Annotated in this window: 19 protein-coding genes and 4 tRNA genes; 1 reads left to right on the top strand and 22 read right to left on the bottom strand. The window is 50.5% G+C overall.

Going from position 1 to position 24,593, the window contains the following annotated elements:
- Positions 1-39: 39 nt before the first annotated feature.
- From R50912_RS06005 to R50912_RS05910, 21 genes are all read right to left on the bottom strand, one after another.
- Positions 40-672, bottom strand: a complete 633-nt coding sequence (locus tag R50912_RS06005) for a hypothetical protein (protein ID WP_042233182.1) — start codon at positions 670-672, stop codon at positions 40-42.
- A gap of 10 nt (positions 673-682) precedes the next feature.
- The gene (locus tag R50912_RS33105; RefSeq protein WP_052416026.1) at positions 683-1,918 is read right to left on the bottom strand and encodes an S-layer homology domain-containing protein; all 1,236 of its coding nucleotides are present in this window, start codon (positions 1,916-1,918) and stop codon (positions 683-685) included.
- A gap of 40 nt (positions 1,919-1,958) precedes the next feature.
- Positions 1,959-2,696 carry a hypothetical protein gene (locus tag R50912_RS05995; protein WP_042233180.1) on the bottom strand — a complete coding sequence of 246 codons (738 nt, stop codon included), beginning with the start codon at positions 2,694-2,696 and terminating at the stop codon, positions 1,959-1,961.
- A 694-nt stretch (positions 2,697-3,390) separates the two neighbouring features.
- Positions 3,391-3,756: a carbohydrate ABC transporter permease gene (locus tag R50912_RS35830; protein ID WP_231637789.1), complete on the bottom strand. Its 366-nt coding sequence runs from the start codon at positions 3,754-3,756 to the stop codon at positions 3,391-3,393.
- A gap of 27 nt (positions 3,757-3,783) precedes the next feature.
- Positions 3,784-4,116: an ABC transporter permease family protein gene (locus R50912_RS35825; protein WP_231637788.1), complete on the bottom strand. Its 333-nt coding sequence runs from the start codon at positions 4,114-4,116 to the stop codon at positions 3,784-3,786.
- 120 nt (positions 4,117-4,236) lie between these two features.
- Positions 4,237-4,650, bottom strand: coding sequence for a hypothetical protein (locus R50912_RS35535; RefSeq protein ID WP_197073041.1), 414 nt, complete (start codon positions 4,648-4,650; stop codon positions 4,237-4,239).
- Between the two features lie 53 nt (positions 4,651-4,703).
- Positions 4,704-4,919, bottom strand: coding sequence for a response regulator (locus tag R50912_RS05980; protein WP_042233176.1), 216 nt, complete (start codon positions 4,917-4,919; stop codon positions 4,704-4,706).
- Between the two features lie 222 nt (positions 4,920-5,141).
- Positions 5,142-5,224: transfer RNA gene (locus R50912_RS05975), tRNA-Leu, on the bottom strand.
- Positions 5,225-5,341: 117 nt separating this feature from the next.
- A tRNA-Glu gene (locus R50912_RS05970) sits at positions 5,342-5,416 on the bottom strand.
- Between the two features lie 172 nt (positions 5,417-5,588).
- Positions 5,589-6,725: an alanine dehydrogenase gene (gene ald, locus R50912_RS05965; RefSeq protein ID WP_042233174.1), complete on the bottom strand. Its 1,137-nt coding sequence runs from the start codon at positions 6,723-6,725 to the stop codon at positions 5,589-5,591.
- A gap of 159 nt (positions 6,726-6,884) precedes the next feature.
- Positions 6,885-8,081 (bottom strand): ABC transporter substrate-binding protein, encoded by a 1,197-nt coding sequence (locus tag R50912_RS05960; protein WP_042233170.1) that lies wholly within the window; start codon positions 8,079-8,081, stop codon positions 6,885-6,887.
- Positions 8,082-8,156: 75 nt separating this feature from the next.
- Positions 8,157-8,858: an ABC transporter ATP-binding protein gene (locus R50912_RS05955; protein ID WP_039296330.1), complete on the bottom strand. Its 702-nt coding sequence runs from the start codon at positions 8,856-8,858 to the stop codon at positions 8,157-8,159.
- A 4-nt stretch (positions 8,859-8,862) separates the two neighbouring features.
- Positions 8,863-9,645, bottom strand: a complete 783-nt coding sequence (locus R50912_RS05950) for an ABC transporter ATP-binding protein (protein ID WP_042233168.1) — start codon at positions 9,643-9,645, stop codon at positions 8,863-8,865.
- The gene (locus R50912_RS05945; protein WP_197073040.1) at positions 9,614-10,582 is read right to left on the bottom strand and encodes a branched-chain amino acid ABC transporter permease; all 969 of its coding nucleotides are present in this window, start codon (positions 10,580-10,582) and stop codon (positions 9,614-9,616) included. Before R50912_RS05945 ends, R50912_RS05950 begins: the two co-directional genes overlap by 32 nt.
- Positions 10,583-10,594: 12 nt before the next feature.
- Complete coding sequence (locus R50912_RS05940; RefSeq protein ID WP_039296535.1) at positions 10,595-11,500, bottom strand: branched-chain amino acid ABC transporter permease; 906 nt, start codon at positions 11,498-11,500, stop codon at positions 10,595-10,597.
- A 473-nt stretch (positions 11,501-11,973) separates the two neighbouring features.
- A complete protein-coding gene (locus R50912_RS05935) occupies positions 11,974-13,056 on the bottom strand; it encodes a Gfo/Idh/MocA family protein (RefSeq protein ID WP_042233165.1) in 1,083 nt (360 codons plus the stop codon).
- Positions 13,057-13,073: 17 nt separating this feature from the next.
- Positions 13,074-13,991: a helix-turn-helix domain-containing protein gene (locus R50912_RS05930; protein WP_042233164.1), complete on the bottom strand. Its 918-nt coding sequence runs from the start codon at positions 13,989-13,991 to the stop codon at positions 13,074-13,076.
- Positions 13,992-14,033: 42 nt separating this feature from the next.
- The gene (locus R50912_RS05925; protein WP_042233162.1) at positions 14,034-15,038 is read right to left on the bottom strand and encodes a Gfo/Idh/MocA family protein; all 1,005 of its coding nucleotides are present in this window, start codon (positions 15,036-15,038) and stop codon (positions 14,034-14,036) included.
- A gap of 203 nt (positions 15,039-15,241) precedes the next feature.
- Positions 15,242-15,330, bottom strand: a tRNA-Ser gene (locus R50912_RS05920).
- 6 nt (positions 15,331-15,336) lie between these two features.
- A tRNA-Asn gene (locus R50912_RS05915) sits at positions 15,337-15,412 on the bottom strand.
- A 104-nt stretch (positions 15,413-15,516) separates the two neighbouring features.
- Complete coding sequence (locus tag R50912_RS05910) at positions 15,517-16,269, bottom strand: MBL fold metallo-hydrolase (RefSeq protein ID WP_042233160.1); 753 nt, start codon at positions 16,267-16,269, stop codon at positions 15,517-15,519.
- Between the two features lie 133 nt (positions 16,270-16,402).
- Here R50912_RS05910 and R50912_RS05905 point away from each other — a divergent pair, with 133 nt between their 5' ends.
- Complete coding sequence (locus R50912_RS05905) at positions 16,403-16,831, top strand: Lrp/AsnC family transcriptional regulator (RefSeq protein WP_081956393.1); 429 nt, start codon at positions 16,403-16,405, stop codon at positions 16,829-16,831.
- A gap of 849 nt (positions 16,832-17,680) precedes the next feature.
- Here the strand turns inward: R50912_RS05905 and R50912_RS33100 are convergent.
- Complete coding sequence (locus R50912_RS33100; RefSeq protein ID WP_052416024.1) at positions 17,681-24,586, bottom strand: S-layer homology domain-containing protein; 6,906 nt, start codon at positions 24,584-24,586, stop codon at positions 17,681-17,683.
- Positions 24,587-24,593 lie beyond the last annotated feature (7 nt).

The raw sequence follows: 24,593 nt of genomic DNA, 5'->3' as shown, positions 1-24,593 counted from the left end.
TGAAGAGTAGCATTTTGGAGTACACGCATTTGTTTTTTTTCAACTACATACATACCCTTCGTATTTTACATCCATTGGAATATAGTATTCTGCTGTATATTTATTCGCCCCATCCGCTCTAGTACCAAATTTTGTTTTTAGATTATAATTTAACGGATAGCCCGTATAGACCTTGATGTTAGCTGTCATTGTACCTGCCTGAAACTCCGGATTTCCGCCAGCCACAGCTGGCGTATAAGTGTCCCCAACTGCTTTCCATGCCATATCTGATATTTCCAGATTTTTGATTTCAGATATGGGGAATGCATTTTCTCTTTGGTCTTTCATGGATTCAGGGGCATAATCTCTCATATCCAAAATAAAATCGGTACGTTCTTTCTTCGGAACCGCAGAGTCTCCAGATCCATTCGTTAAAGTTGTTTTTGGCCCGCCTGTATAAGTTGCTGTCCATTCGGGACCATCTGATTGCACCCATACGACTTTGGGACGTGCCTCTTTCTCACCTCTTACTTTTACTTTCACAGTCTGCATGGGTGCCAGACCTTGCGGAGTTACATCAATGTCTAGGACCCCTTCCGGGTATCCCTGATTAAATCCTGTTGCATAAGACGGAACTGGAAATAGAGCAAGTATTAAAGCTAGAAGGAGTAAGCCAACGCCCCATTTTCTCATACCGCCTCACCTATTCCTCTTTCGGTTTATAATAGAGCCAGTATCCGTCATCCATCGTCAAACCCTTTTTACTTTGCCCAACTTCTATGAATTGCACCTGCCATAAAGTAACCCCTTTTCCGTCCATATAGTTTGCAAAGAATTGCTGAGGTTCATCATAGGGTAAAGTATTATATCCATATTTATTTTTAAGATTATCAGTCCTTGTTCTATTTCCTGTAAATAAACCACTATCATGATCACTGTAATAATCACCTATGGAGAATGGACTTTTCAACGGATAAATAGTAACTTCAACATACGCCCTATATACTCCAGGTTTATCTTGTTCAGCTATTATTTCACTTTCATCGAAAAACAAAGGTGCATAAATCCCTTTAGGATTTTTGGGATCCTGTGCATTCACAAAAATGAAATGATTTAATTTGACAATACAGCTTTTATTTTTGAATGTGAATGTTTTCTCAGCAGCATCATTAAAGGAAGATTTACCCGTCGTAAACGGACTGATGCTCTCCATATTCGTCCGCTTGGTTCCCACTTCCCGCAATTCGTTTAAACCTACAAAGCTGCTTGCCTCCTGCTGGCTAATCTCATTCAAACGCAGCAGGATAGCGGATGCTTCCGCTCGTGTCGCTTTTTGAGTTAATCCAAAGGATCCGTCCGGATAGCCGCTCATCAGCTTGGTCCCAAGCGAAACCGCAATATACGGAGCTTGGGACTGTGAGACTCCCGGTTTAAAATACTCTTTTACCGGAAGCACCGTTGTAACCGTGTCCTGCAAGGCCTCCTTATACTCTGGATCGGCTGCCGCAAGTCCGGATGCCATCCATTTGGCAATTTCCATCCGTGTAATGGGCGTGCTTGGCTTGAACCCATTCGGATAATCACTGACATTAATGTACCCCAGTCCAATTGCCCGGTTCACTTCAGTCTCACTCCAATGCCCTGCCAGATCCGGGAAATTTCCCGGTTGTGCTGTCTCAGGCTGTGCCTTCGACGCCCTTGCCAACAATGCCGCGAACTCTGCCCGGGTTACTGATCCATTCGGTTTGAATGTGCCGTCAGCATAACCTTTGAAGTAGCCATTTTTTACCGCCGTATCGATAGCTGCTTTGGCCCAATGTCCTTTAATGTCCGTAAATGTAGCAGACTGCTCTGCTGCTAGCACTGGACGACTCTGCACCAACAAACTTGTGCATATCATAGAAACAATCAATAGACTGTTAAGTATTATTTTTCTCATTATGTACCTCCACTATTGTATTGGGCTCATTCATGTTCCTTCACCTAACCGCACAATCCTCCACAAAATACCCTTTCCTCGCTGCCTCCTCCGGATCGAATAGGCTCTCAATGACATTCGCTCCGGCAGGCAAGCAGCTTTCACCGTAGGCCGTACGCCGGCCTGCTGCATTCCGGGTTCCGATCAGCACCTTGCGCCGCATGACCGCGCCGCTGCCGAGGGAATAAGCATCCAGCAGTTCCCCGCCGGGAAGCGGATAGCCTTGTATAAAGGCCATAATTCCCACATCCTGAATTGACTGCTCCTGAAGACCCCGCGGGAGTGTGAACTGGATGGACAAGCCCATCCGCTTCACCAGCTCCATGTGCCTATTAATGGCCGTGGCCAGATCCTGTTCGACCAGTGAAGTGATCGTGCTCTGGCGAATCTCGCGGAATAGCTCAAGTGAGTTAATAGGTGCGAGATTCGTCTCTGCAGCCAGTTCTGCATACTCTCCTTCATAGAATTCATTGGTCCCAGTGTCGTATACCCGGGCGTTATCATCTAAGGTGAAATAGAGCAGGTTATTATTCCGAAGCTTGTAGTAGTAGGGCCGCTCCGGCCAGCTGACAGGCTTAAGCTCCTTCTCTCCCCCGTTACCGGCTGTATCATCAAGCGTAACCAGCGTATATCCGCTATAACCGAACATCACAAGAGCCGGCATATGCATTTTCAGATTGTTCAATTCAGCCCTATTATTCTCCAGTCCGAATTTCATCGCCAGGTTACTGTAGAACACACTCAGCACATCCTGATCCAGCTTCAGCTGGCGCTCCCGGCCATAATGGACTGCCGTTATCGTACCTGATTGACCAGCATTTCTTGTACACTCATTTTTTTCATCACCACTGGATAGGAATTTTGGATTACCAAGCTCATTTAATTTAAAATTTTGAATAAAAAATATAAAATCTCATTAATTCGGGATTTATATTTAGCATTATCGGTAATCCTCGACAATAGTTTATATTTTCCATAACATTTATTGTTAATATAGTTCATTAATCCCTAATAAGTTATCATTCTCTTTATCACATTAAAATTAACAGAGGATAAAGATATAGTTCCATAGCCACACTGCTCATTTCCGCAAGCACCAGAATTATGCATAATGGCATATTTACATTCCCAACCCACTCCCTACCCTATTCCCCATCCAATGTACATTTTTACTTTAAATGTATTTTGTTATCACTACATCTCCGTCATTTTTTTATTTAGCTATCAGCCACAGCCGGCTTCTCTGCATCAGGACTTCGATACTATGAATAATGACTGCGCCAAAACTATTCCATTGTCCTATTAAAATAAAATACCTGCGGGAATATACTTCTTCACCTCAATTTTTGTAGTACTCAAAAACAAATAAGCCGCCAAAATGGCGGCCTATTCTTCTGCTGAACTAGTTCAGGTATTCTGCTTGATTTTTGGCCTCACCCTTTAACCGCACCGCCGGTGAGTCCCCGGACCAATGTTTTGGAGCCGAAGAGGAAAAGGACGATCAGCGGAAGCGTGCCTAGGGTCAGCCCCAGGATACTTGCCGAATAATCCGTGCGGAAGACGGTAGACAGATTGGCAATTCCCAGCGGCAGCGTGTACAGTTCCGGCTTGTTTATCGTTACCAGAGGCAACAGATAACCGTTCCATGAGCCCAGGAAGGAGATGAGCCCCAGGGTGCTGATGGCCGGCATCAGGAACGGAACGACGATTCTGGTGAGAATCGCCGGCTCCGAGCAGCCGTCGATCCGCGCACTTTCGATGACCTCGGTCGGGACAGAGGAACGGATGAACTGGGTCATGAAGAATACGCCGAAGGCGTTGTTCAGTCAGGCCAGAATCAGCGGCGCATGGGTGTTGTTCAGATGGAACCACTTCATCTCCATGACATAAGCAATCAGGCCCAGGTGTCCGGGAATCATCATCGTCAGCAGAATGAAGCCGTGCAGCGCATTTTTACCCTTGAATTCATATTTGACAAAAGCAAACCCGGTAATCGAGGCCACCCCCACCGTCACCAGGGTGAACAATACGGCTACATAGAAGCTGTTCCAATAATTCCGCAGGAAGCTGGCGGACATGATAGTCTGCAGATTCTCCAGCAGATAGCCGCTGGGCAGAATTGGAAGCTGCTTGAACAGGTCCTCGGAATAGGTTCCCATCACAATCATCATATAGAACGGAACAGGAAAGCGACAGCGATCAGACTAAGCAGCAATACGGTAAAAAATTTCTTTGCTCTCATTTGTCGTCACCATCCCTGTTGATCCATTTCATGCCAACTACCGTGAACAAGGCGATGAACAGGAAGGTGCCATAAGCGATTGCTGCCCCTTTGCCATACTTGAACGCACTGCCGTTGAAGGAAGCGTCGAACATATACCAGATTGGTGTGAAGGTCGAGCCGTAACTAGCATTTGGCCTGCAATCTGCCGCAAGATATAATGCTGGAGCAACAGACTGCTGGAAGATGACAGCTTCAGCAGCACTATGTAGCCTCCTTCATCCATCTCTAAAATGTGAATTCCCTCTATCTCCGTGGACTGTAGGCGGATTTCATCTTCGATGCTCTTCCACACGGAGGATACCGGCCAGCGTGTGTTCCGGCGGCTGCCATCCAGCAGCATGGCAGCCGTCAGCTCAAAATACAGCAGCGCAGGCTGCCTCTGCTGATATTCTGTAACCAGCCGGTGCATCCGGGACTCCTGATTCCCCGCAGGGACCTGATATTTGCCCGCTAACATATCTTTCAGCAGAATTTGAAGTGCATGTCCGCGGCCTTCTTCCTCAGCTGTTCCAGCAGGCGGTTGCGGCTGCAATTTCTCGAATAACCGCAGCGCATACGCCCGCTCGTTGCCTTCGCAACTACCTCAAAACCATGCTCTGCCCAAGGCACCATATCATATACATTCTCCAGTGCAAGCGGCTCATCGTCCACAGGCATGACCGAAATTACAAAATTCATTGCAGATCCTCCCGTTCCTGTCGTTTTCGGATATATATGCAGGTATAACGGGACATGAAGACGCCGTCAATGGAAATACCTCCCTAACTGTAGGGATGACAATAATTCACAACCAACAACAAAATAGCAACTCATCCGGAGACAAGTCGCTATTCTAAACGCTCTATTTATATAACAAAAAAACCCTTGAATCATCAAGGGTTTCCCGTTCATTTCAAATTATGCGGTAGAGAGGACTCGAACCTCCACGGGTATACACCCACTACCCCCTCAAGATAGCGTGTCTGCCATTCCACCACTACCGCATATTGATGACTCGTATGGGATACTCTCCACTCTGTTAAGAGATTGCGAAGTATTCCTAACGTAGCCGAGGCTTCAACGAACCCAAGGATTCTCATCCCATCATTCGAAGAAGATTATGGTGACTCGTATGGGATTCGAACCCATGTTACCTCCGTGAAAGGGAGGTGTCTTAACCCCTTGACCAACGAGCCAGATGATAAGTTTGTGTGTTTGTCACAACAAAAATGAGTATATCAAACCTTAATGAATTTGACAAGCTTTATTTTCTCAAGAAAATATCAGGGAGAATTGGGCGTGCAGCTTCCGCTTCTCCCTCTCCCAGCCCCGCCTTCCCGCGAAGCCGAAAACAATATTCTCCCCTTCTTAAATACGTCCGCCAGCCGCAGCTAGGACGCGGATTCCATCCGAGCATTCATAGCCCAGACTCTGCGCTACTGCCAGATTCGTTACGTATCCAGCCACCACATTTAGGCCGCGCGCAAGCGCAGCATTGTTGACCGCAGCCACATGAATGCCATGATTGGCAATTTGCAGCGCATAAGGGATTGTCACATTGGTCAGCGCCAGTGTAGAGGTCCGGGCGACCGCCCCCGGCATATTGGCCACCGCATAGTGCACCACGCCATGCTTCACATAGGTCGGGTTCTCATGGGTTGTAATCCGGTCGATGGTCTCAATCGAGCCGCCCTGATCAATCGCCACGTCCACGATTACAGAACCCTCTGCCATCTGCTGTACCATATACTCTTTAACCAGCTTGGGAGCACGGGCACCTGGAATCAGCACAGCTCCGATCAGCAGATCCGCTTTGCGGACAGCCTGCTCAAGATGATAGGAATCCGACATCACTGTAACAAGCCTTCCGCCAAAAATATCATCCAGAACACGCAGCCTGCCCGCATTCAGATCGAGCACCGTCACGCGTGCTCCCATCCCCAGGGCAATCTTCGCCGCATTGGTGCCGACAATGCCACCGCCGACAATCACTACCTCTCCAGGCTGAACTCCCGGCACCCCGCCCAGCAGGATACCCTTACCGCCCTGCGGCTTCTCCAGCAGCCCGGCACCGATCTGCACAGCCATCCGTCCGGCAACCTCGCTCATCGGGATAAGCAGCGGCAGGGAGCCATCTTCAAGCTGGATGGTCTCATACCCTACCGCTGTTACCCCGCCTTCCACAAGCGCCTTGGTCAGAACCGCCTCCGCCGCCAGATGCAGGTATGTGAAGAGAATCAGCCCTTTGCGGAAATAAGCATATTCCTCCGGCAGAGGCTCCTTGACTTTAATGATCATCTCCGCCTTGCCCCAGACTTCCGCAGCGGTGTCCAGAACCACAGCACCTTTATCCAGGTATTCTTGGTCATCGAAGCCGCTGCCTGAGCCGGCAGAGGCTTCAATATACACTTCATGCCCCGCCTTCCGGAGTGCTTCTACCCCGGCCGGGGTTATGGCAACGCGGTTCTCATTATTCTTGATTTCTGCGGGTACCCCAACAATCATGCTGATTCCCCCTCCAAGTTGTGTAAGCATAGTGATATGCGAAAAGAAAGGCTCAGAATTGAGCCTTTCTCTTCTCAGCTAAGGTGATGCAGGAGGCAGTGTGCCCCCTGCGGTTTAGAACCCCAATTCCATTCACCCTAGTATATGCGGATTTACCTCTTAAGGATTAACCTTTGTTTCGAAGGTCTGTTTACCGTCAACGAATTTTAGAACGACAGCCGCTTTAACCGGGTCATGTGTTTCGTTCAGGGTAATTTTTCCTGTAGCGAGCTGCAGATCTTTGGTTGCTGCCAAAGCTTCTGTAATTTTGGCCGGATCCGCTTCACCGGCACGGGTGATGGCATCAGCCACCAGCTTCAGTGCATCGTAACCAAGGGCAGCCATACCATCTGGAACCGCGCCGCCATTAGCTGCTTTGTAGGCTTCAACGAAGCTGGTTACTTCAGTAGCTGTATCTTCAGGCGAGTAGTGATTGGACATATAAGTGTTCTCCAAGGCTTCTGCACCAGCGATTTCAGCCAGCTGCGGGGAATCCCATCCGTCTCCGCCCAGGAAAGGAACAGTGATGCCCATTTCACGGGCCTGTTTCACGATTTTACCAACCTCTTCATAGTAGCCAGGAAGGTAAATTACATCGGGGTTTGCTGCTTTGATACGTGTCAGAACCGCTTTGAAGTCAGAGTCTTTCTGCTGATAGGACTCTTGGCTGAGCACTTCGCCGCCTTTAGCTTTGAAGGTCTCTTCGAAGAACTTCTGCAGACCTTTGGAGTAGTCACTCGAAGTATCTGTATAGATTACTGCTTTTTTGGCTTTCAGGGAGTCGATTGCAAAGTTAGCCATCACTTCACCTTGGAAAGGATCGATAAAGGCTGCGCGGAACACATATTCATTCACATTGCCACTGCGCTCATCTACAGTAACTTTAGGGTTGGTGGCACCTACTGCAACGAGTGGAATCTTCTTCTCGGTAGCAACCGGAACGATACCCAGCGTATTGGTAGAAGTGGAAGCCCCGATGATTGTAACAACCTTATCATTGGTAATAAGCTTCTGTGCCGCCTGTGTAGCTTCTTCAGATTTCGAAGCATTGTCAGCTACGACCAGCTCGAGCTGTTTGCCCAGGATCCCGCCTGCAGCATTGATCTCGTCAACAGCCAGCTTCGCGCCCTTTGATGCGGAGTCGCCGAAAGAAGCTTGACCGCCTGTGAGCTCAAGGTCAGCCCCGATTTTGATTGTGCCTCCGGCAGCATTTCCGCCGCTTGCAGAGTTACCGCTGTTCTCTGTGTTGTTGCCACAGCCCGATGCTAATACCGCAGTCAGTACTGTCGACAAAATAATGGCCCCAATTTTCTTCATTGTTTCTCCCAGCCTCCCGATTAATTAATTTTTATATGTTGTTTCTGTGATGCTGCTGTAGTTAGGCGTATCTGTTTAGTGACCAAGATAAGCCATTTTGATTTCATCGGAATCGGCCAATTCCTTGGCGTCCCCTTCAAGCACTACTCTACCTGTCTCCAGAACATAGGCACGGTCAGCGATTTTGAGCGCCTGATGGGCATTCTGCTCAACCAGCAGTACAGTGGTTCCGGCGTCATTGACTTCTTTGATGATTTTGAAAATATCCTGGACCAGCAGCGGCGCCAGCCCCATGGACGGTTCATCCAGCAGCAGCAGCTTGGGGTGTCCCATAATCGCCCGCCCCATGGCAAGCATCTGCTGTTCCCCGCCGGACAGCGTTCCGGCTTGTTGCTTCTTACGTTCCAGCAGACGCGGGAAAGTGTTGTAGACTCTCTGGAAGTCAGCTGCTAGGCTGCCGGAATCCTGCAGATAAGCACCCAGCTCCAGGTTCTCCTCAACGGACATATTCGCGAAGACGCGGCGTCCTTCAGGACAATGAATTAGCCCTTCCTTAACAATCGCTTGAACACTTTGATTGGCAATCGATTTATCCAGGAATTCAATACTTCCTGTCTTGGGTTTAAGCAGCCCCGACAGCGTCTTGAGCAGCGTTGACTTGCCGGCGCCATTAGCACCGATCAGTGTAACGATCTCTCCCTGCTTCACGTTGATGCTGAGATCCTTCAAGGCATGAATAGCTCCGTAATAAACATTGATTCCTTGTACTGTAAGCATAGTTCTACGCCTCCTGTCCCAAATACGCTTCGATAACCTTCGGATTATTCCGGATTTCCACCGGAGTTCCGTCAGCGATAAGGATTCCGCGGTCCAGTACGTAAATCCGGTTGCAGACACCCATAACCAGTGACATATCATGCTCAATCAGCAGAATGGTAAGGTCAAATTCCTCACGGATCCAGGCAATCAGATTCATCAGATCACGCGTCTCATTCGGGTTCATTCCGGCTGCCGGCTCATCGAGCAGCAGCAGCTTAGGTCCGGCAGCAAGCGCCCGGGCAATTTCAAGTCGGCGCTGGTTACCATAGCTCAGGTTGCTGGCTACCTCTTGACTCTGATCGGCAAGATTGAATATTTTGAGAATATCCATCGCCTTCCGGGTAATTTCGTCCTCTCCTTTGAAATGCTTCGGCAAACGGAGCATAGACGAGAATAACGAGTGTTTGGCATGCTGATGAAAAGCAATTTTGACATTCTCCAGCACAGTCATAGCCGTAAATAAGCGGATGTTCTGGAACGTACGGGCGGCACCTTTATGGTTAATTTTATAAGGCTTCATCCCGCCAATGGATTCGTTATTCAGAAGAATGCTGCCTGATGAAGGGGGGTAAACCCCCGTCAGCAGATTGAACAATGTTGTTTTGCCGGCGCCGTTGGGTCCGATCAGACCAATCAGTTCACCTTTGTTAATATGAAGGGAAACCTCACTGACTGCCTTAAGTCCGCCAAAGGATCGGCTGGCCTCCTTAACATCAAGGAGCACTGCTGCCTTCGATTGCGTCATTTGCCTTAGCCTCCTTTTTGCCGAACTTGCCGAATGAGAATTTGGTTGTGCCCAGCAGGCCGCTTGGGCGGAAGATCATCATCAGGATGAGCACAATGGAGTAAATAATCATCCGCCATTCCGGGAATTCACGTAAGTAGGTGTAGAGCAGGGTAACGAACACCGCTCCGACGATGGAACCCGCCGTGCTGCCAAGTCCCCCGAGAACAACCATAACGATAATTTCAAACGACTTCAGGAAGTTGAAACTACCCGGTGTAATAACGTAGAACGTATGAGCTGACAGCCCGCCTGCAATCCCGGCAAACAATGCACCGATGGTGAAAGCGATAATTTTGTAGCGTGTCGTATTAATACCCATAGCCTCTGCTGCAATTTCATTCTCACGGATAGCAATACACGCCCGGCCGTGTGTAGATCTAATGAAGTTATTAATCAGAACTACAGATATCAGGGTGAAGAAGAATAACATCGTCCACGTTGTTTTGGCAGGAATACCGCTGAGCCCGGAAGCTCCGCCGACGAATTCTGTATTCAGCATGATAATCCGGATGATTTCACCGAATCCCAGTGTGGCAATGGCAAGATAATCACCGTTAAGCCGGAGAGTAGGCATCCCGATCAATACGCCGAACACCGCCGCCAGGAGTCCGCCTGCAATAATGGCTGGAATGAATGGCACGTTGTAGTCAAGGGTAAGGATAGCCGAAGTGTATGCACCTACGGACATAAATCCGGCATGACCAATGGAGAACTGCCCGGTAATCCCGGTAATCAGGTTGAGGGACACCGCAAGCATGATGTTAACACCAATGAGAAGCAGCATAGATTGGTTTACATCACTTAGCACTCCCGTTGTTAAAAGAACTTTGACGACTCCATAGAACGCAAGGGCAACGATTATGCCCATCCAGAACTTTTTATTTATATTTTTCACGGCAGTTCCCTCCTACACTTTCTCCCGGACATTCTTGCCAAACAGTCCGGATGGTTTAAAGATAAGGATCAGAATCAGTACCGCGAATGCCACGCCGTCACGCCATGAGGAGAACCCGAGTGAAGAAATCTCTGTCTCTACCGTTCCCAGCAGCAATCCGCCTACAAGGGCACCAGGAATACTTCCGATTCCCCCGAGCACCGCAGCTACGAAAGCTTTGAGTCCAGGCATAACGCCCATCAAAGGATCTACTGAGTTATATGTCATTCCAAAAATGACTCCGGCAGCAGCAGCAAGCGCTGAACCGATTGCGAATGTAGCTGAAATGGTGCGGTCTACGTTGATCCCCATCAATCGCGCCGCTTCCACATCGAATGATACCGCCCGCATTGCTTTACCGGTTTTGGTATAACGGACGATATACTGCAGGACAAGCATTAGAATAATCGTTGTTAGAAGAATCATGATCTGATTAGATTCCACTTGGATGGAAGAACCGAACAGATGATATTGCTTCTTCTCCATAATATCCGGGAAGCCTTGAGCCTGAGGGCCAAGAATCAATACCCCGGTATATTCCAGCAGGAAGGATACACCAATCGCAGTGATCAGCGCGGCAATCCGGGTTGACTTGCGAAGCGGCTTGTAAGCCAGACGCTCTATTGTTATACCGAGCAATGCGCTGATGGTCATCGAAATGATCAGCGACAAGAGCAGGACAACGATGGGCGGCAATCCGGCATTCGCCAGATATTTGGCACTGTAGAGTCCGATGAACGAACCTACCATAAATACATCGCCGTGCGCAAAATTGATCAGTTTGATGATACCGTAAACCATAGTGTAACCAAGGGCGATCAGAGCATAGATACTGCCTACGGAAATCCCGTTAATTAGTTGCTGAATGAAGTACTCCATCGCCATCCCCTTTTCCCCATAATAATCATAATTCCCCTTTCTCTGCCTTGCCTCTCTTTTATTTCTTTATGATGTCATTTATATTAACACAAGGGTTGGGTGTCGTCACTAATTTTTATGTGAATTAATATAAAATTCAAGATTTTATGTTATGTTACATTACATGGTATGTGTAGTATTCGGTAGGTTTTTGTTAGTTTTCGAAAAATTCGTAGAAAACGGGAGTAAAACAGAGGATTTTAAAGCAGGATAGTTTTAGGATTTGTTTCCTTTTCTTATACAATACTTTATTTTCACGCAATTAATATAACATTTGTCTCTTTACAGCATCACTCCTTCATTTTATTAAAGGGGTAACGGGTTGAACCGACAGACTTTTTGTCGTTATTTGTCTGAAAAGCAAATAAGCTGGCACCTCTTACATCGGGAGGTCCAGCTTATTTGCCTGATACACTCTGCAGACCGTTTAACGTTTAGTCCAAATAAACCGCCTTACCCGTCTGTGCCGATTCATAGATAGCTTCCAGAATCCGGGAGACTACATAAGCCTGTTCAGGAGTCACGACCGGATCTTTATCCTCTTCAATGGCTTCAATCCACTTTCTCAATTCCACATCCGTAGCCTTCTCTGCTTTGCCTTCATAGAACGCTACCCCTCCGGCACCAAGCTCAACTTCCTTCGTGTATAGCTTACTATGATTCTCCCCGTTAATTCTGAGACCATTCTTCATATCCGCACCCGCTTCGCTTCCGCTTAAGCTGCACTTAGCCTCATCCACATCAAGCGAATTCAGTGCCCAGCTTGCTTCCAGCGTAATCGTTGCGCCATTCTCCATCACAATCATTCCGAACGCGGAGTCCTCTACGGTGAATTTCTCCGGGTCCCATGGGCCCCAGGCGTTAGCCGCATCTTTTTTCTGTGCGAGCTCGTGGTACTTGGTACCCAGCACAACCTTCGGTTTGTAGTTATCCATCATCCAGAGCGTCAGATCAAGCGCGTGGGTCCCGATATCAATAAGCGGGCCTCCACCCTGCTTCTCCTCATCCAGGAAAACACCCCAGGTCGGAACGGCTCTCCGTCTGATGGCATGTGCTTTCGCATAATAGATATGGCCAAGCTCCCCTGATTCGCAAACCTTTTTCAAATACAAGCTGTCTTGTCTGAACCGGTTGTCATAACCGATCGTCAGCTTCTTGCCTGTACGTTTCGCCGCCTCGGCCATACGCTTGGCATCTGCCGCTGTTTTGGCCATTGGCTTCTCACACATCACATGCTTTCCTGCCTCTAATGCCGCAATAGATATTTCCGCATGCGCATCATTCGGAGTAAGCACATGGACAATATCAATAGAAGCATCCTTCAATAATTCCTGATAATCCGTATAGACAACAGCCTCCGCGTTTCCATATTGTTCTGCAGCCGACTCCGCCCGTTCCTTAATAATGTCGCAAAAGGCAACCACTTGGACCTTATCCTGTCTGCTCAAGCTCGGAAGATGCTTCCCGTTAGCAATACCTCCACATCCGATAACTCCAACACGATACACTTTACTCATATCCTCTCATCCTCACTTTAATTTAGTTTTTTGGACTTGCGGTAGGCCGCCGGGGTCATTCCGAGCCGCTTGCGGAAAACCGAATGCAGGTAAGTCGCATTCGTAAATCCTTCAGACTCAGCGATGTATTCGATCGGCAGAGCGCTGGTCTCAAGTTTGCTGCATACGGCCTGCAGCCTTATCTCTTCAAGAACCCGGCTGAATGTTCTATCCGGATCGATCTGCTTAAATATTCGCTGCAGCTGCCTGGAGCTGATATTGAGCTTCTCCGCAACATTCTCCAGGGTTACGGTTGCTGAAGAATTCGCTTCCATGTATTGAATGGCATATTGATAGCGGGAGGTCAACATATCCCGGACCGGTGCGGAGGTTCCCATCCCGCCTGCATCGTAAGCTCTGGTTACCTTCAGTAAAATACTGATCACGAGATGTTTAATAGAAGTGTAATATCCCGTAAGCTTGCCGTCACAGGCCTCATAAGCTTCGAGAAAGCATTTCATAGCTCTGTGATAATCTTGTGCAGGAACAGTGGGAAGCCTCCTCAGCTTCTCCACGCATTCCTCGGCTTCCGCAACCTCCCATGGATCCGCATCTTCTCTGGGCTTTGCTGCAATATTGACATGCAGACACAGCTCCTCCATCGATACTTCCGAATCCGCTTCCTGACGATGCATGACTCCCGGTCCGGTTAAATAGAGCATTCCCTCCGATAAAGGATACCGCTGATCGCCAAGAATAACCGTCCCCTTGCCCCGCGGAATGAAATGAAATTCAAATTCAGCATGGTTATGGAAATCAATGACCTTTCCCGGGGGAAAAGAGGTCAAATGAAACCGGAGAACTGAAATTTCATAATGTCCCCACAGGATTGAAATATCCAGCCTTTCAAGCATATCCTGCTTCTCAAACATAATCCCGAAGGGAAAATGGCTCATGGTAATCCTCCTGCTTGAGCTAAGCTCTTCATGGATGAGTAATCAGGCGTTCAATTCGGCTAACCGGATAACACGGCCTGCACTCGCGGAGAGATTCGCCGCCTCCATTAACCTTGTAAGCTCAGTTGCGATTTCAATATTCTCGGTAGCAAGCGTGTTGTTCTGAATGTGGCTGACCCATTGTTGAAATGCAGTTTCCCGGTGGTCTTGCAGAGGCATATCTATCCAGGAATCCCCTTTGTCTGGCGCTTTAGTACTTCTAACGAGCAGCTTCTCTTCAGGCGTTCCGTATAAAAGGGTTCCTTCCGTTCCATGCACTTCGATCGTAAACGGTGAGTAGCTATTCACGAATCCGGCTTCCACCACACCAATAGCTCCTGAATCGGTATAGAGCGTCGCCACCGCGTTGTCTTCAACTTCCTTGCCTGTTACATATCCAAAGTTCGCACTTACACCGGTCACTTCTTGACCTAGAAAGAGCCTGGTCAGGTACATGGGATGACAGCCAAGATCAATTAAGGCACCGCCCTGGCATTGCTCCAGACTAAAGAAATGTTCGGGAAGCCAGTTTGCAGTTGCGCCATTATGAGATAAGCGGACTCTGACATACGTTATTTCTCCAAGCAGTCCCTGGTTTAGAATTTCTTGAACCGATAAAGTATAACCATCGTTTAGACGCGGGAGGGAGACCGTTAGCTTCACTCCATGATCCGAGACTTCTGACAGGATTTCATTGACCTCACTCAACGTTGCAGCCACAACCTTTTCGGTGAAGATGTGCTTACCGGCTTTGGCGGCCGCAATGATGATATCCCGGTGCTGACAGGTTGGCGCGTCCACAATAACGGCATCTATATCCTTCCGGGCAAGCAGGTCATCCAAAGAATCATAAAACGGAACATTCAAGCTGTCCGCAGCCGTCTTGCCGCGCTCCGCATCCTCGTCCCACACCGCAGCGATTGCAGTATCACTATGTTCCTGAGCCTGCTTCGTATAATCCCAGGCATGCACATGCCAAAAGCTGATTTTGCCAATCCTAATGCTCATTCGCCTGCACCTCCATATATAGTATTCTGACATTAACTATAAGGTATCACATAACATGCAGGTTTTTTAGTAGATAAATACGACAATAACTATATGTAATTACGACACGAGAAGAAACCCGCATACTTCAAGGCTTCACATCGCCCTGACTGGATGAACGCAAAAAAAGGAGCTCAAAATGAGCTCCTTCTGTATTAATCATACGGAGAGAGAGGGATTCGAACCCTCGCACCGCTTACGCAGTCTAACCCCTTAGCAGAGGGTCCCCTTATAGCCACTTGGGTATCTCTCCAAGTAATGGCTCCCCGAACAGGACTCGAACCTGTGACAACTCGATTAACAGTCGAGTGCTCTACCAACTGAGCTATCAGGGAACATTAACATGAACAAGGATTAATTTATCATGATTCTTTAGGTTAGTCAAGCTTAGCAAAAGAGATTGAAAGAACGTTTTCAAACTATACAAATTTCCTTGGGACTACACCCATTCTCCATCCAATGGTACAGCGACACGGTTAAGCAGTTCCTCTTGTTCAAGGCGGAGCTTCAGCTGTTTACGGGTAACGTGGCAGTGGTTAATGGCGTCCATATGAACGGCAATCACGGATGCTTCCGGGGCTGCACGGCATACATCCACAATATCCTGTTCGTTCATAGTGATATGTCCTCCGCTTACGAAGCTTGCCCCTCCGGCGTTCACGACGATAACTTCCGGGTGATAATCATCAAGTACCTGCCGGACTTCGCCGCACCAGATTGTGTCTCCCGCCAGATACAGATCGGGCTCTCCTTCCGCCTGGAATACGAACCCGGAGACTTTGCCCATTCTCTCCCCGGTCTCTCCCGTTCCATGGCGGCCACCAGTACGCATCAGGGTTACTCCACGCACAGAAGCTGCCGCACTGTCTTTAATCTCTGTAACTCGGGCGAAGCCCTGTGATGTAATTTTCTCTCCATCTCCCTCCTGGCATAGTACCGGAAGCTCATGCGACAAAAGCTCTGCCGCCGCTGCATCCCAGTGATCCTGGTGGAGGTGAGTCACGAGCACAGCATCCGGCTCCAGCCACTGCTGTACAGGTTCAGGTAAAGGAATCAGCGGATTCCGCTGCTCATTCGAGGTATTAATAATTGGCGGATTGGCTCCCTGTGCACTCAGCATCGGGTCAACCAGAAAGGTTACTCCGCCGTATTCCAGCCATAATGAGGCGTGGCGGATCAGTTGGATTTTCATAATAAACACCTCTTCCTTATACTTGTGCTTGTGTTCTGCTACAATCAATTATAAATCGGCCGCAGATTAGAATACATTGTGCCGCGAAAGAGTTTAGCCTGTTCTACTTTCACCCGGAAAGGAAATTACACTTATGATGCCCTACCTCATTGACGATACGGATTACCGCATCTTACAGCTTCTCATAGAAGACTCTACATTAAGCCACAAAGATATCGGAGCTGAAGTTCACCTGACCGGCCAAGCCGTAGGCGCGCGTATCCGCAGAATGCGGGAGCTGGAGATTATTGAAGGCTACACCATCCGCTGGAACCCGCTCCGGATCGGGCAGAATATCCATGCCTTTATTACAGTGTTTCTCAGCACCAACGCCGCTCATCTGCCCTTCCAGAACTTTGCGAAGAACCATAAGAGTGTTGCGGAGCTGTACCGCATCAGCGGGGAAGGCTGTTACTGGATGCGCGTACGCACTGTGAATCAGGAAGCGCTGACTGCATTTCTCGACGAGCTGCTGAGGTACGGCAATTACCGGGTCAACCTGGACATGGGCCAGATCAAGTAGTTCTGTTGCTGGCTGAGGGCAAGTATAGGGCAGGCAGAGGGCAGCCGAAGGCAAACAGAGCGAAGCTTTTGTAAGGATTGCCTTCCTTGCGGATAGGGGGCGAGGTTAAAGTCATAGTTAGAAACAAGTTATCCGGGCAGCGATTTAATTGGTTCTCTAGGAGCTGCACCCGCCGATGTGCTCACGATAGAACTACGTATGGAATCATCCATAAGACCGGCAGCGGAAGTAGCTATGGAACCAGCAGTGGACCCCTACGAAAGCTTCAGCGATAATTTCGATGAAAATATTATTTGCTGCTGCAGATGAAAATTATAAACACTCTCCATCCCTGTATGTCCCGCTCAGCCGACTTTGAGTGAAATTATAGCTACTCTTCCTATATGAGCGGGAGTACTGGAGAATTGTTACCTTCAGATCCGGGATTGTTGTATTTTCTGCAGGATTTCTGCCGTCTCGCATCACTCTGTCCCTCCACTCTGCCGACTTTGGGCGATCTTAAACAGACTTATGCGTCTCCCTCACTCCCTTCTGCTAACTTTTAGCTAATTTTCTAACACACTTCAGCTTATTCAAAAATGCTTCTGCGTCTCTGTTCCTCCAATATGCCAACTTTGAGCGATAATTCGGATACTTAGTCGCCTCCTTTCCTCCACTCCATTCTGCCAACTTTGAGCGATATCAAAGGCACTTCCGCGCTTCTTTCCTCTTTAGTCCACTTCGAGCGAGTTAAAAAACACGGCCTCCTGGCCTAGATAAAAATAAGCCGCCGCGAAGGAAGACGGGGGGAAATCCCGCGTTCCTTTGCAGCGGCTTGTAGGTTGTTCGTTAAGCCGTGACGACTTGCGGCTACTCGTTCAGCAGCTTGCCGGCACGGAGCAGGCGGGTCAGAATAACGGCGGCTTCTGCACGGCTGGTGTTGCTGTCCGGCGCAAAATATCCGCCGGATTGGCCGTTCATAATGCCGGTGGCGGTTAATGTGCCCACAGCTTCCTTAGCCCAAGCAGAGATGCTGGCAGCATCCTTAAACGCACCTGGCCCCGGCAGTGCTGACGCAGAAGCTGCTTCATTAATTGCTGCATTGGCGTGAAGCAGCTTCCAAGCTCTGGCGGCCATGACCGCCATCTGCTCTCTGGTGACCGGCGCATCCGGACGGAAGGAACCGTCCGCGTAGCCTTGAACCAGCCCCAACAATACGGCGGTTTCCGCATCGGTGGCGTACCAGGAGCTGGCCGGCACATCGCGGAAAGCGACGGCTGCAGCTTCCGGCAGCGCATCCGGCTGCAGTCCAAGCGAGCGGACCAGCATGGATGCGAATTCCGCCCGGCTGACGGTGCGCTGCGGGGCAAAGACGCCGGCCGACTGGCCGTTTACAATCAATCTGCTGGCCAGCAGATTGATCTCATCCTTGGCCCAGTGGGCGGAGAGATCGCCGAAGCTTGCCGGATTCATGGCAACGGCCATTACACCTCCGGCCAAACTGCTCTTAACGGTAATCCGGGTCATACCCTCCCCGGATTCGAATACTGCCGGAACGTATCGGAAGGTTCCGTCCTTGGCATTATAGACCAGCGCCACCGCTGTCTTGACGTCCATTCCTTCGTTAATGGTGAAGGTACGCTCGACATGTACAGTGCCGAAGCTTCCGGCCGGCAATGAGGTCTTGCCGTCCGTAACATTCAAGGTGAAGCCTGCCGGCGTTCCCTTCACCTTATAGTTCTGCTTGCCTGCAGCGGCAAGCAGCCCCGCAAGCTCCGCGCCTGTCTGCGGCGCGAGCTTGAACTCCAGCGTTCCATCAGGCAGCTTCGCGCCCTTCAGAACGCTGTCTGCCAGGGCCAGCGGGAGACGGTAGGACGCCTCCCCGCTCCGGACCACCAGCACAGCGTCCGGACTCGCCGCTGCCGCTGCCCGCAGAGCCGCACCGCTGAAGCGTGCGGTACCGTCTGCAATAGCCGCCACTTCAATTACCTTCTGCCCGGCGGCAATACTCTTAAGCTGTGCATCGTTATTTGCCGCAGGCACAATCACTGGCGCCGGGGTAGCCGCAGGAGTTGACTGCGGGTTCGGGTTCGTATTCGGCCCCGGAGCCGCCGTCGGACTCGGAGTCGGACTCGGGGTCGGACTTGGAGTTCCCGGATCGACAGGGTCTACTGGATCGACTGGATCGACTGGATCGACAGGGTCAGCGGCCGATATCACAAGATCATACACTCTTGTGCTGCCAAGGGCGGACACGGTAAAGGTAGTGTTCCCTTTAGCAACTGCCTGCAGCTTCCCTTCTTTCACAGTGGCAAGGCTGCTGCCTGCAATACTGATGACTGCCTGTGCAGTGATATCTGTCCCCTTCTGATCCAGTACCTGCAGCTTGGAGCCTGTTCCCTCTTTTAATACCACAGGTCCGGTCTGTCCATCCCCAAGCTTGATCGAGAATGGTTTGACGCTGCTTGCGATACCTTGATTCTTCTCCAGAACCGTAAATGTTGACGAGGTATTCGCCACCAGATTCATCCGCTCCCCGCGGATAATCAGGTTATCGGCCAGCAGACTGCCTCTCATTTCCTTCGTAATCTCTACTCCGTTAGTGCCTGCTCCGTCGATCACGTTATCTGTTAGGGTGATTCCTTCCATATTCAGATTGCCGTGGACGATGAGTCCGGAATAGGTGCTGTCCAGTGCGATGTTATTGCGGATCAGCACATTGCTGTTGATGTTATTTTCCCCGGTATAGAGCCATATAGCTCCCAGATTCACACTATACCCGGAATCATAGCTGCCGGTCCGCAGCAACGTATTGCGCTCCACAACGGTTGTGCCCTGGAACGGCTCTGCGCTGAAGCGTGTAGATACGGCGATCCCCGCTCCGTTCGTCACAGTATCCTTCACAATATTATCCTGGATCTTATTATCCCTGCCGCCAAATACAACGATATTATCAGCCAGCCAAGGAAGGGATACATTGTTGAACCGCGCCGTATTATTGAAGCTTGGCGTCCGCTCGCTGCCATTGACATCATTCAGCCCGGCATCGGTGAAGGACCACATGGCGATACCGTCATCGCCTGGATAGCGGATATCGCTCTGCTCCATCATGCTGTTCCCTGTGCCTACAGCGAAGTTGATCCCGTCCGCCATCAGGTTGCGGATACGCAGCCCGGCCATATAGAGGCCATTGGTGCGCGCCTTCTCACCTTTGGGCTGGGTCAGCCATAAGCCTGCTTTGGTATGCTCAATCCATACATGCTGAATGACCGAGCCTTGACCGAAGGCGCCGTGAAAAGCATTCGTAACCGCCTCATCGTCGCGCACGTTAATGCCGCCCTCAATCAGCAGATCGTATACGCCGATCTTGCCGCCGTGCCCGTAGAACTTGGCGCCGTTCAGCGTCGTGTACCACATGCCTGCGCCGCGGATCTGCGCATCGTCCAGATCCAGTAGTCCGCTGCCGACATTGAAGCTGCCTTCCGGGAACCAGACGCCTGCATCCTGAGCTTCGGCTGCGGCAAGTGCTGCCTTAAATGCGGCAGTATCATCGCCATCATCACCGGCGACAGCTCCAAAATCAGTGACAGACAGGAACCCCTCAGGCTGAGCCAGCGCAGGTGCAACCTGCTCCATGTCTGCCAGATCGATTACATATGAGGCAGCATGATCATCCGTGCTTTTCTCAAGGCGGATCACCGCTCCTGCCGGAGCCTCACCGATCAGCGCATGAATCTCGTCATAGAAGCGGTGTCCGCTGCCTTGACGCGGGTCATTCGACCATGGGTAGCTGCCATATTCCCAGGCGTATTTTGACGTGAGGTTAAGCACCTGACGTTCCCCGTTCACGAAGAGCGACAATGTTTCCTCTGCACCCGCTCCATCCGGACTGTCCGGTATGGAATAACGGAGTACTATTGAATTCGCAGGTTTGGCCAGCGTAAACTCCACATACTCGCCGGTGTTCTTCAGGATGACGGCTTCACGTCCTGAAGCCTCGGAAGCCAGACTGCGGTATTTCCTTGAAGGCGTGATCAGCGTTCCATTCGTAACGGCATCTTCTGCTTCATAGCTGATATAAGGAAGCGTAGCTCCGCGGTAGGTTTTATTGATGCTATTTTTGACAGTCAGGCTATCAATTGTAATCCCGCTCCATGACGCCTCTGCGCCACTGAATGAAACCGTATTGATTCCTGTCCGCAGGTCCAGCGTAAGCTCAGCCGTCTGCCATACGGAAGCGGAGGCTCTGGCAGCAAGGCTTACCTCACTCTGCTTAAGGCCATTGACCCGGGTTTCCAGCTCAGCCGCAGCGGCGGACGCATTCCGGTAACGGAGCACAACGTCGTATTCCCCCGCTACATCAGCATTCACGGCAAACCGCAGCACCCCGTCCCCATGAAAAGCCTCTGTCCCGGCATACGCAGCATCCTTAGCTACGGGAACGAAGCTCCATAGCGCAGCCTGTGCTCCAGCCGCTCCCAGTTGAACTCCTGCCTCCCCGTAAGTAAGCGCAGATTGCTTATCTGCACTTAACAGCAGCCGGTATCCCAGCTTATCCTGGATAGTCCACTGCGAGTCTTCCTTGACACCGGAATCCACGAGGACAATAGCGCCTTCTTGATCGCGAGCAAGATAATGCCCGGTCTTAACGTTCATCACCCGGTTCCGGCCATTGAAATCCTGCACCAGCCACTGCGCCTGGGCGGGACTTGTAGAAGCATCGGCATAAACCAGCTTGCCGTCCTTTTCCGCCACGAATGTGCCGTCCATTCCTTGCGGTGCGATGGTAATGATATTCGTGTCGTTCTGAACCGGTGTAGCCGTATCCGTGTTTCTGGCTTCACCTTCCGGCATGCCGAAGTCCTGCGGTGCAGCTTCCAGGGTCCACTGCAATGAGGCCTCAGTGTCCAGCAGCAATGCACGCTCAGCATATCCCGTCTTGTTCTGTAGATGGATGTACTCATCGTTATATTCACCGTAGAGACTGCGGACGGTATAATGCTTGGCATCCGCAGCGAGACTGATATCCCATGCTGAAGCGCCGGTATCCGCCGGATCACCGCCGGTACTCTCCAGGAATGAGTAATCACTATTCAAAGTAATATAGTGGCCCGTGGCCCGATTCACGATATATTGCTGCCCTTCATTCGTAACGATGCTCCAGTGCGAGTAGCCGTTATCTGAAGCAGGTTGGCCGTATAGGACCACGCCGTGTTCGTTCTCGTACAGGTAATCTCCGGTGCCTGCATTTTTGAACCGGACAGGGGTGACTGGAAGAGGCGGTACCGGTTCGAAAACAGGTTCAGCAGTAAACTGCGCACTGTTTCTGGTGGGGGCATCCGCAGCCTTGCTAATCCGGATTACCGGATAGCCGTTATCATCAGCGGCGCCATACAGGTAATGGCCTGCCCAGGCACTTTTGAAGGTAGTCCGTCCGGATTCCTGCATATCAACTATCCATCTGATGCTTGCCCAGACGTCATATACCGTCTGCTCAGTCCGGACAGGAGCCGGCGGTTCTTCCTGTTCAATCACCGCCCCCAGACTCTCCAGAGAGATGAACCTGCCGGTCCCTCTATTCTTAATCTTTACCGCACCATTGCTGCCCGGGATATCGATCAGCTGCCAGACGAAGGAATCGTCTCCGGGAATAAGCTCTCCGTACGTAGCCTGACCGACCGTCGGATCAGCAGCAGCAGCACCGCCACCTGCACTAAGCGGGGGCTCTTCTTCCAAACCAGCCTTCTCCGCTATATCCTCCAGGTCTCCGCCAGCCTGATCCTGCGGATCATATACATCCTCTGTAACGGTATCATCATTAACCGGAAGCGTAACCTTCAGCACAGGAGCAGGAACAGCATCATCCTTAAGATACTGATCTTCCCCGTTCACTCCATCCAGCTTGAAGCGGAACAAATCATGTTTCTTCTCGGTTACGGGTACGAACGTCCACTTGGGACTGCCCCAATCGGGATTGATCACCCCATATTCGGCATATTTGGTCAGATTCTGCAAAGAAATATACTTCAGCGGATGCTTATTTGGCTCCTTATCCAGCACATTGGCAATAACATACGTGCTGTCTCCGGTATTTCTGCCAGTCCAGATGTACGCCGGGTCCACATTATCCTTACTGCCAAGCGGAGCCACTGAAATATGACCATCCGGCATCTGCGCTACATTCATGTAGTGGCCTGTTTTTTTATTCTTGAAAAGCTTGCGGCCGTTGTACTTCTCAATCAGCCACTGGTCTGACCCATCCTCCTGCATATTGCCGTATTTCAGCACACCGTCGCTGCTCTCATACCAGTAGAAGGACTGCCAGGTATTCTGGATCCTGAAGTAGTGCAGGGCCCCGTCTGCCGGCATATTCGGATCAAGCAGCTGCCACTGGGCGGACAGCGAAGTGGCATCAGAGCCGGCGCCGGCTTGCGCGCCTCCCAGCTGAGCCAGATATATCCCCGGAGTCCCTACATTCTCAATCGTCTGGTAGTCATCATAATCATCCGATTCATTGAAATCCCACTGATCAGAAGGCAGACTACTATTCATCGTCACGGCAGCAGCGATACCATCCGCATAGTTCAGATAATGTCCGGTTGCTGCATTGCGGATGCGTTTATGGCCGTCATAGTCCTCGGCAATCCATTGATAGACCATTCCGTTCAGGCCGCCTGCGCCAATGGTCCCGTGCCCCAATTGACCGGCAGCTGCCGCTTCATAGAGAAAATCCGTTGCAGACTGTTCATCCGTATAGGTGCCCAGCCGCACCGGCTGCGAACCAATGAACGGAACAATCCGCCACTGTGCACTGGGATTACCCGGTCCGCCCGTCCAAGTATTGGAGCGGACATTATTGTCCGTAGGAAACTGGGCGTTTAACCATAAAGAACCGCCGCCCTCGGTCAAGCCATAGTTCCGGTAAGCCACATACCCCATTCCTTCTGTCCCGGGTGCGGCTTCCTGAATCCATTCACTTAAGCCCGGCTTCACCGGATCAATTACCGTTACCTGAAGCCCGGCCCAGGTAATCTCGTTCTGCCCCAGAAAGTGGCCTGTCTCCAGATTGCGGATCCGAAGGCTTCCCGCATCTGTCCCCTCTTCAAAGATCCAGAGTGCGGCCCTATTGCTGGACGGCTGCTCTCCATAGAGGGCATTGCCTTGCTTATCCTCATACATGACCTGACCCGGGCGGAAGCGGCTCTCCAGCCGCACACTAAGTGCGGTATCAAGGTCTACAAAAGTCCACTGCGGACTTTCAAATGTAATGTTGATATCCGCGCTGGCCTGGGCATAACCCAGCTGATTCTCCTCATGGATGACCAGCTTGCTCTCCGGAGCGGTTGCACTGCGGATGACCATATAGCCGGCTCTGTTTGAAGTATCTATCAGCCATTGGTCAGCAGTGCTCCCCCCGCCCGGGGCAGCAGCTGCCTTGAGTGAATCCTCTTTGCCCGCATTGCCTTCAAGCGTAATGAAGTGGCCTGTCTTCACATTCTGAATCCGTGACAAGCCCCCCTCCGTCGCCACGGTCCAGTGGGAAGAGGTGTCAGCCGGATTGGTCATCCCGTAGCGGACAACGCCTTCACTGGTCTCGTACAAAAAATTGTTTTTCCACTTGTTCTTGATCAGAACGGTGCCTGTAGGAATTTGCGCTGCACCTGTCCCCCCGATACCGTCTGCATGAACGAACCCGCCGGCTCCCTGCAGGCTCAGGGTTGGAAAAAACAGCAACAGCGCCAGCAGACCCGCGACCGCGGACCTGAATCGTTTCATAAGTGCG

This window comes from Paenibacillus sp. FSL R5-0912, assembly GCF_000758605.1.
Lineage (GTDB): Bacteria > Bacillota > Bacilli > Paenibacillales > Paenibacillaceae > Paenibacillus_AQ.
Note: the sequence above shows the minus strand (reverse complement) of the source record. Positions and strands in the feature narration are given on the sequence as shown.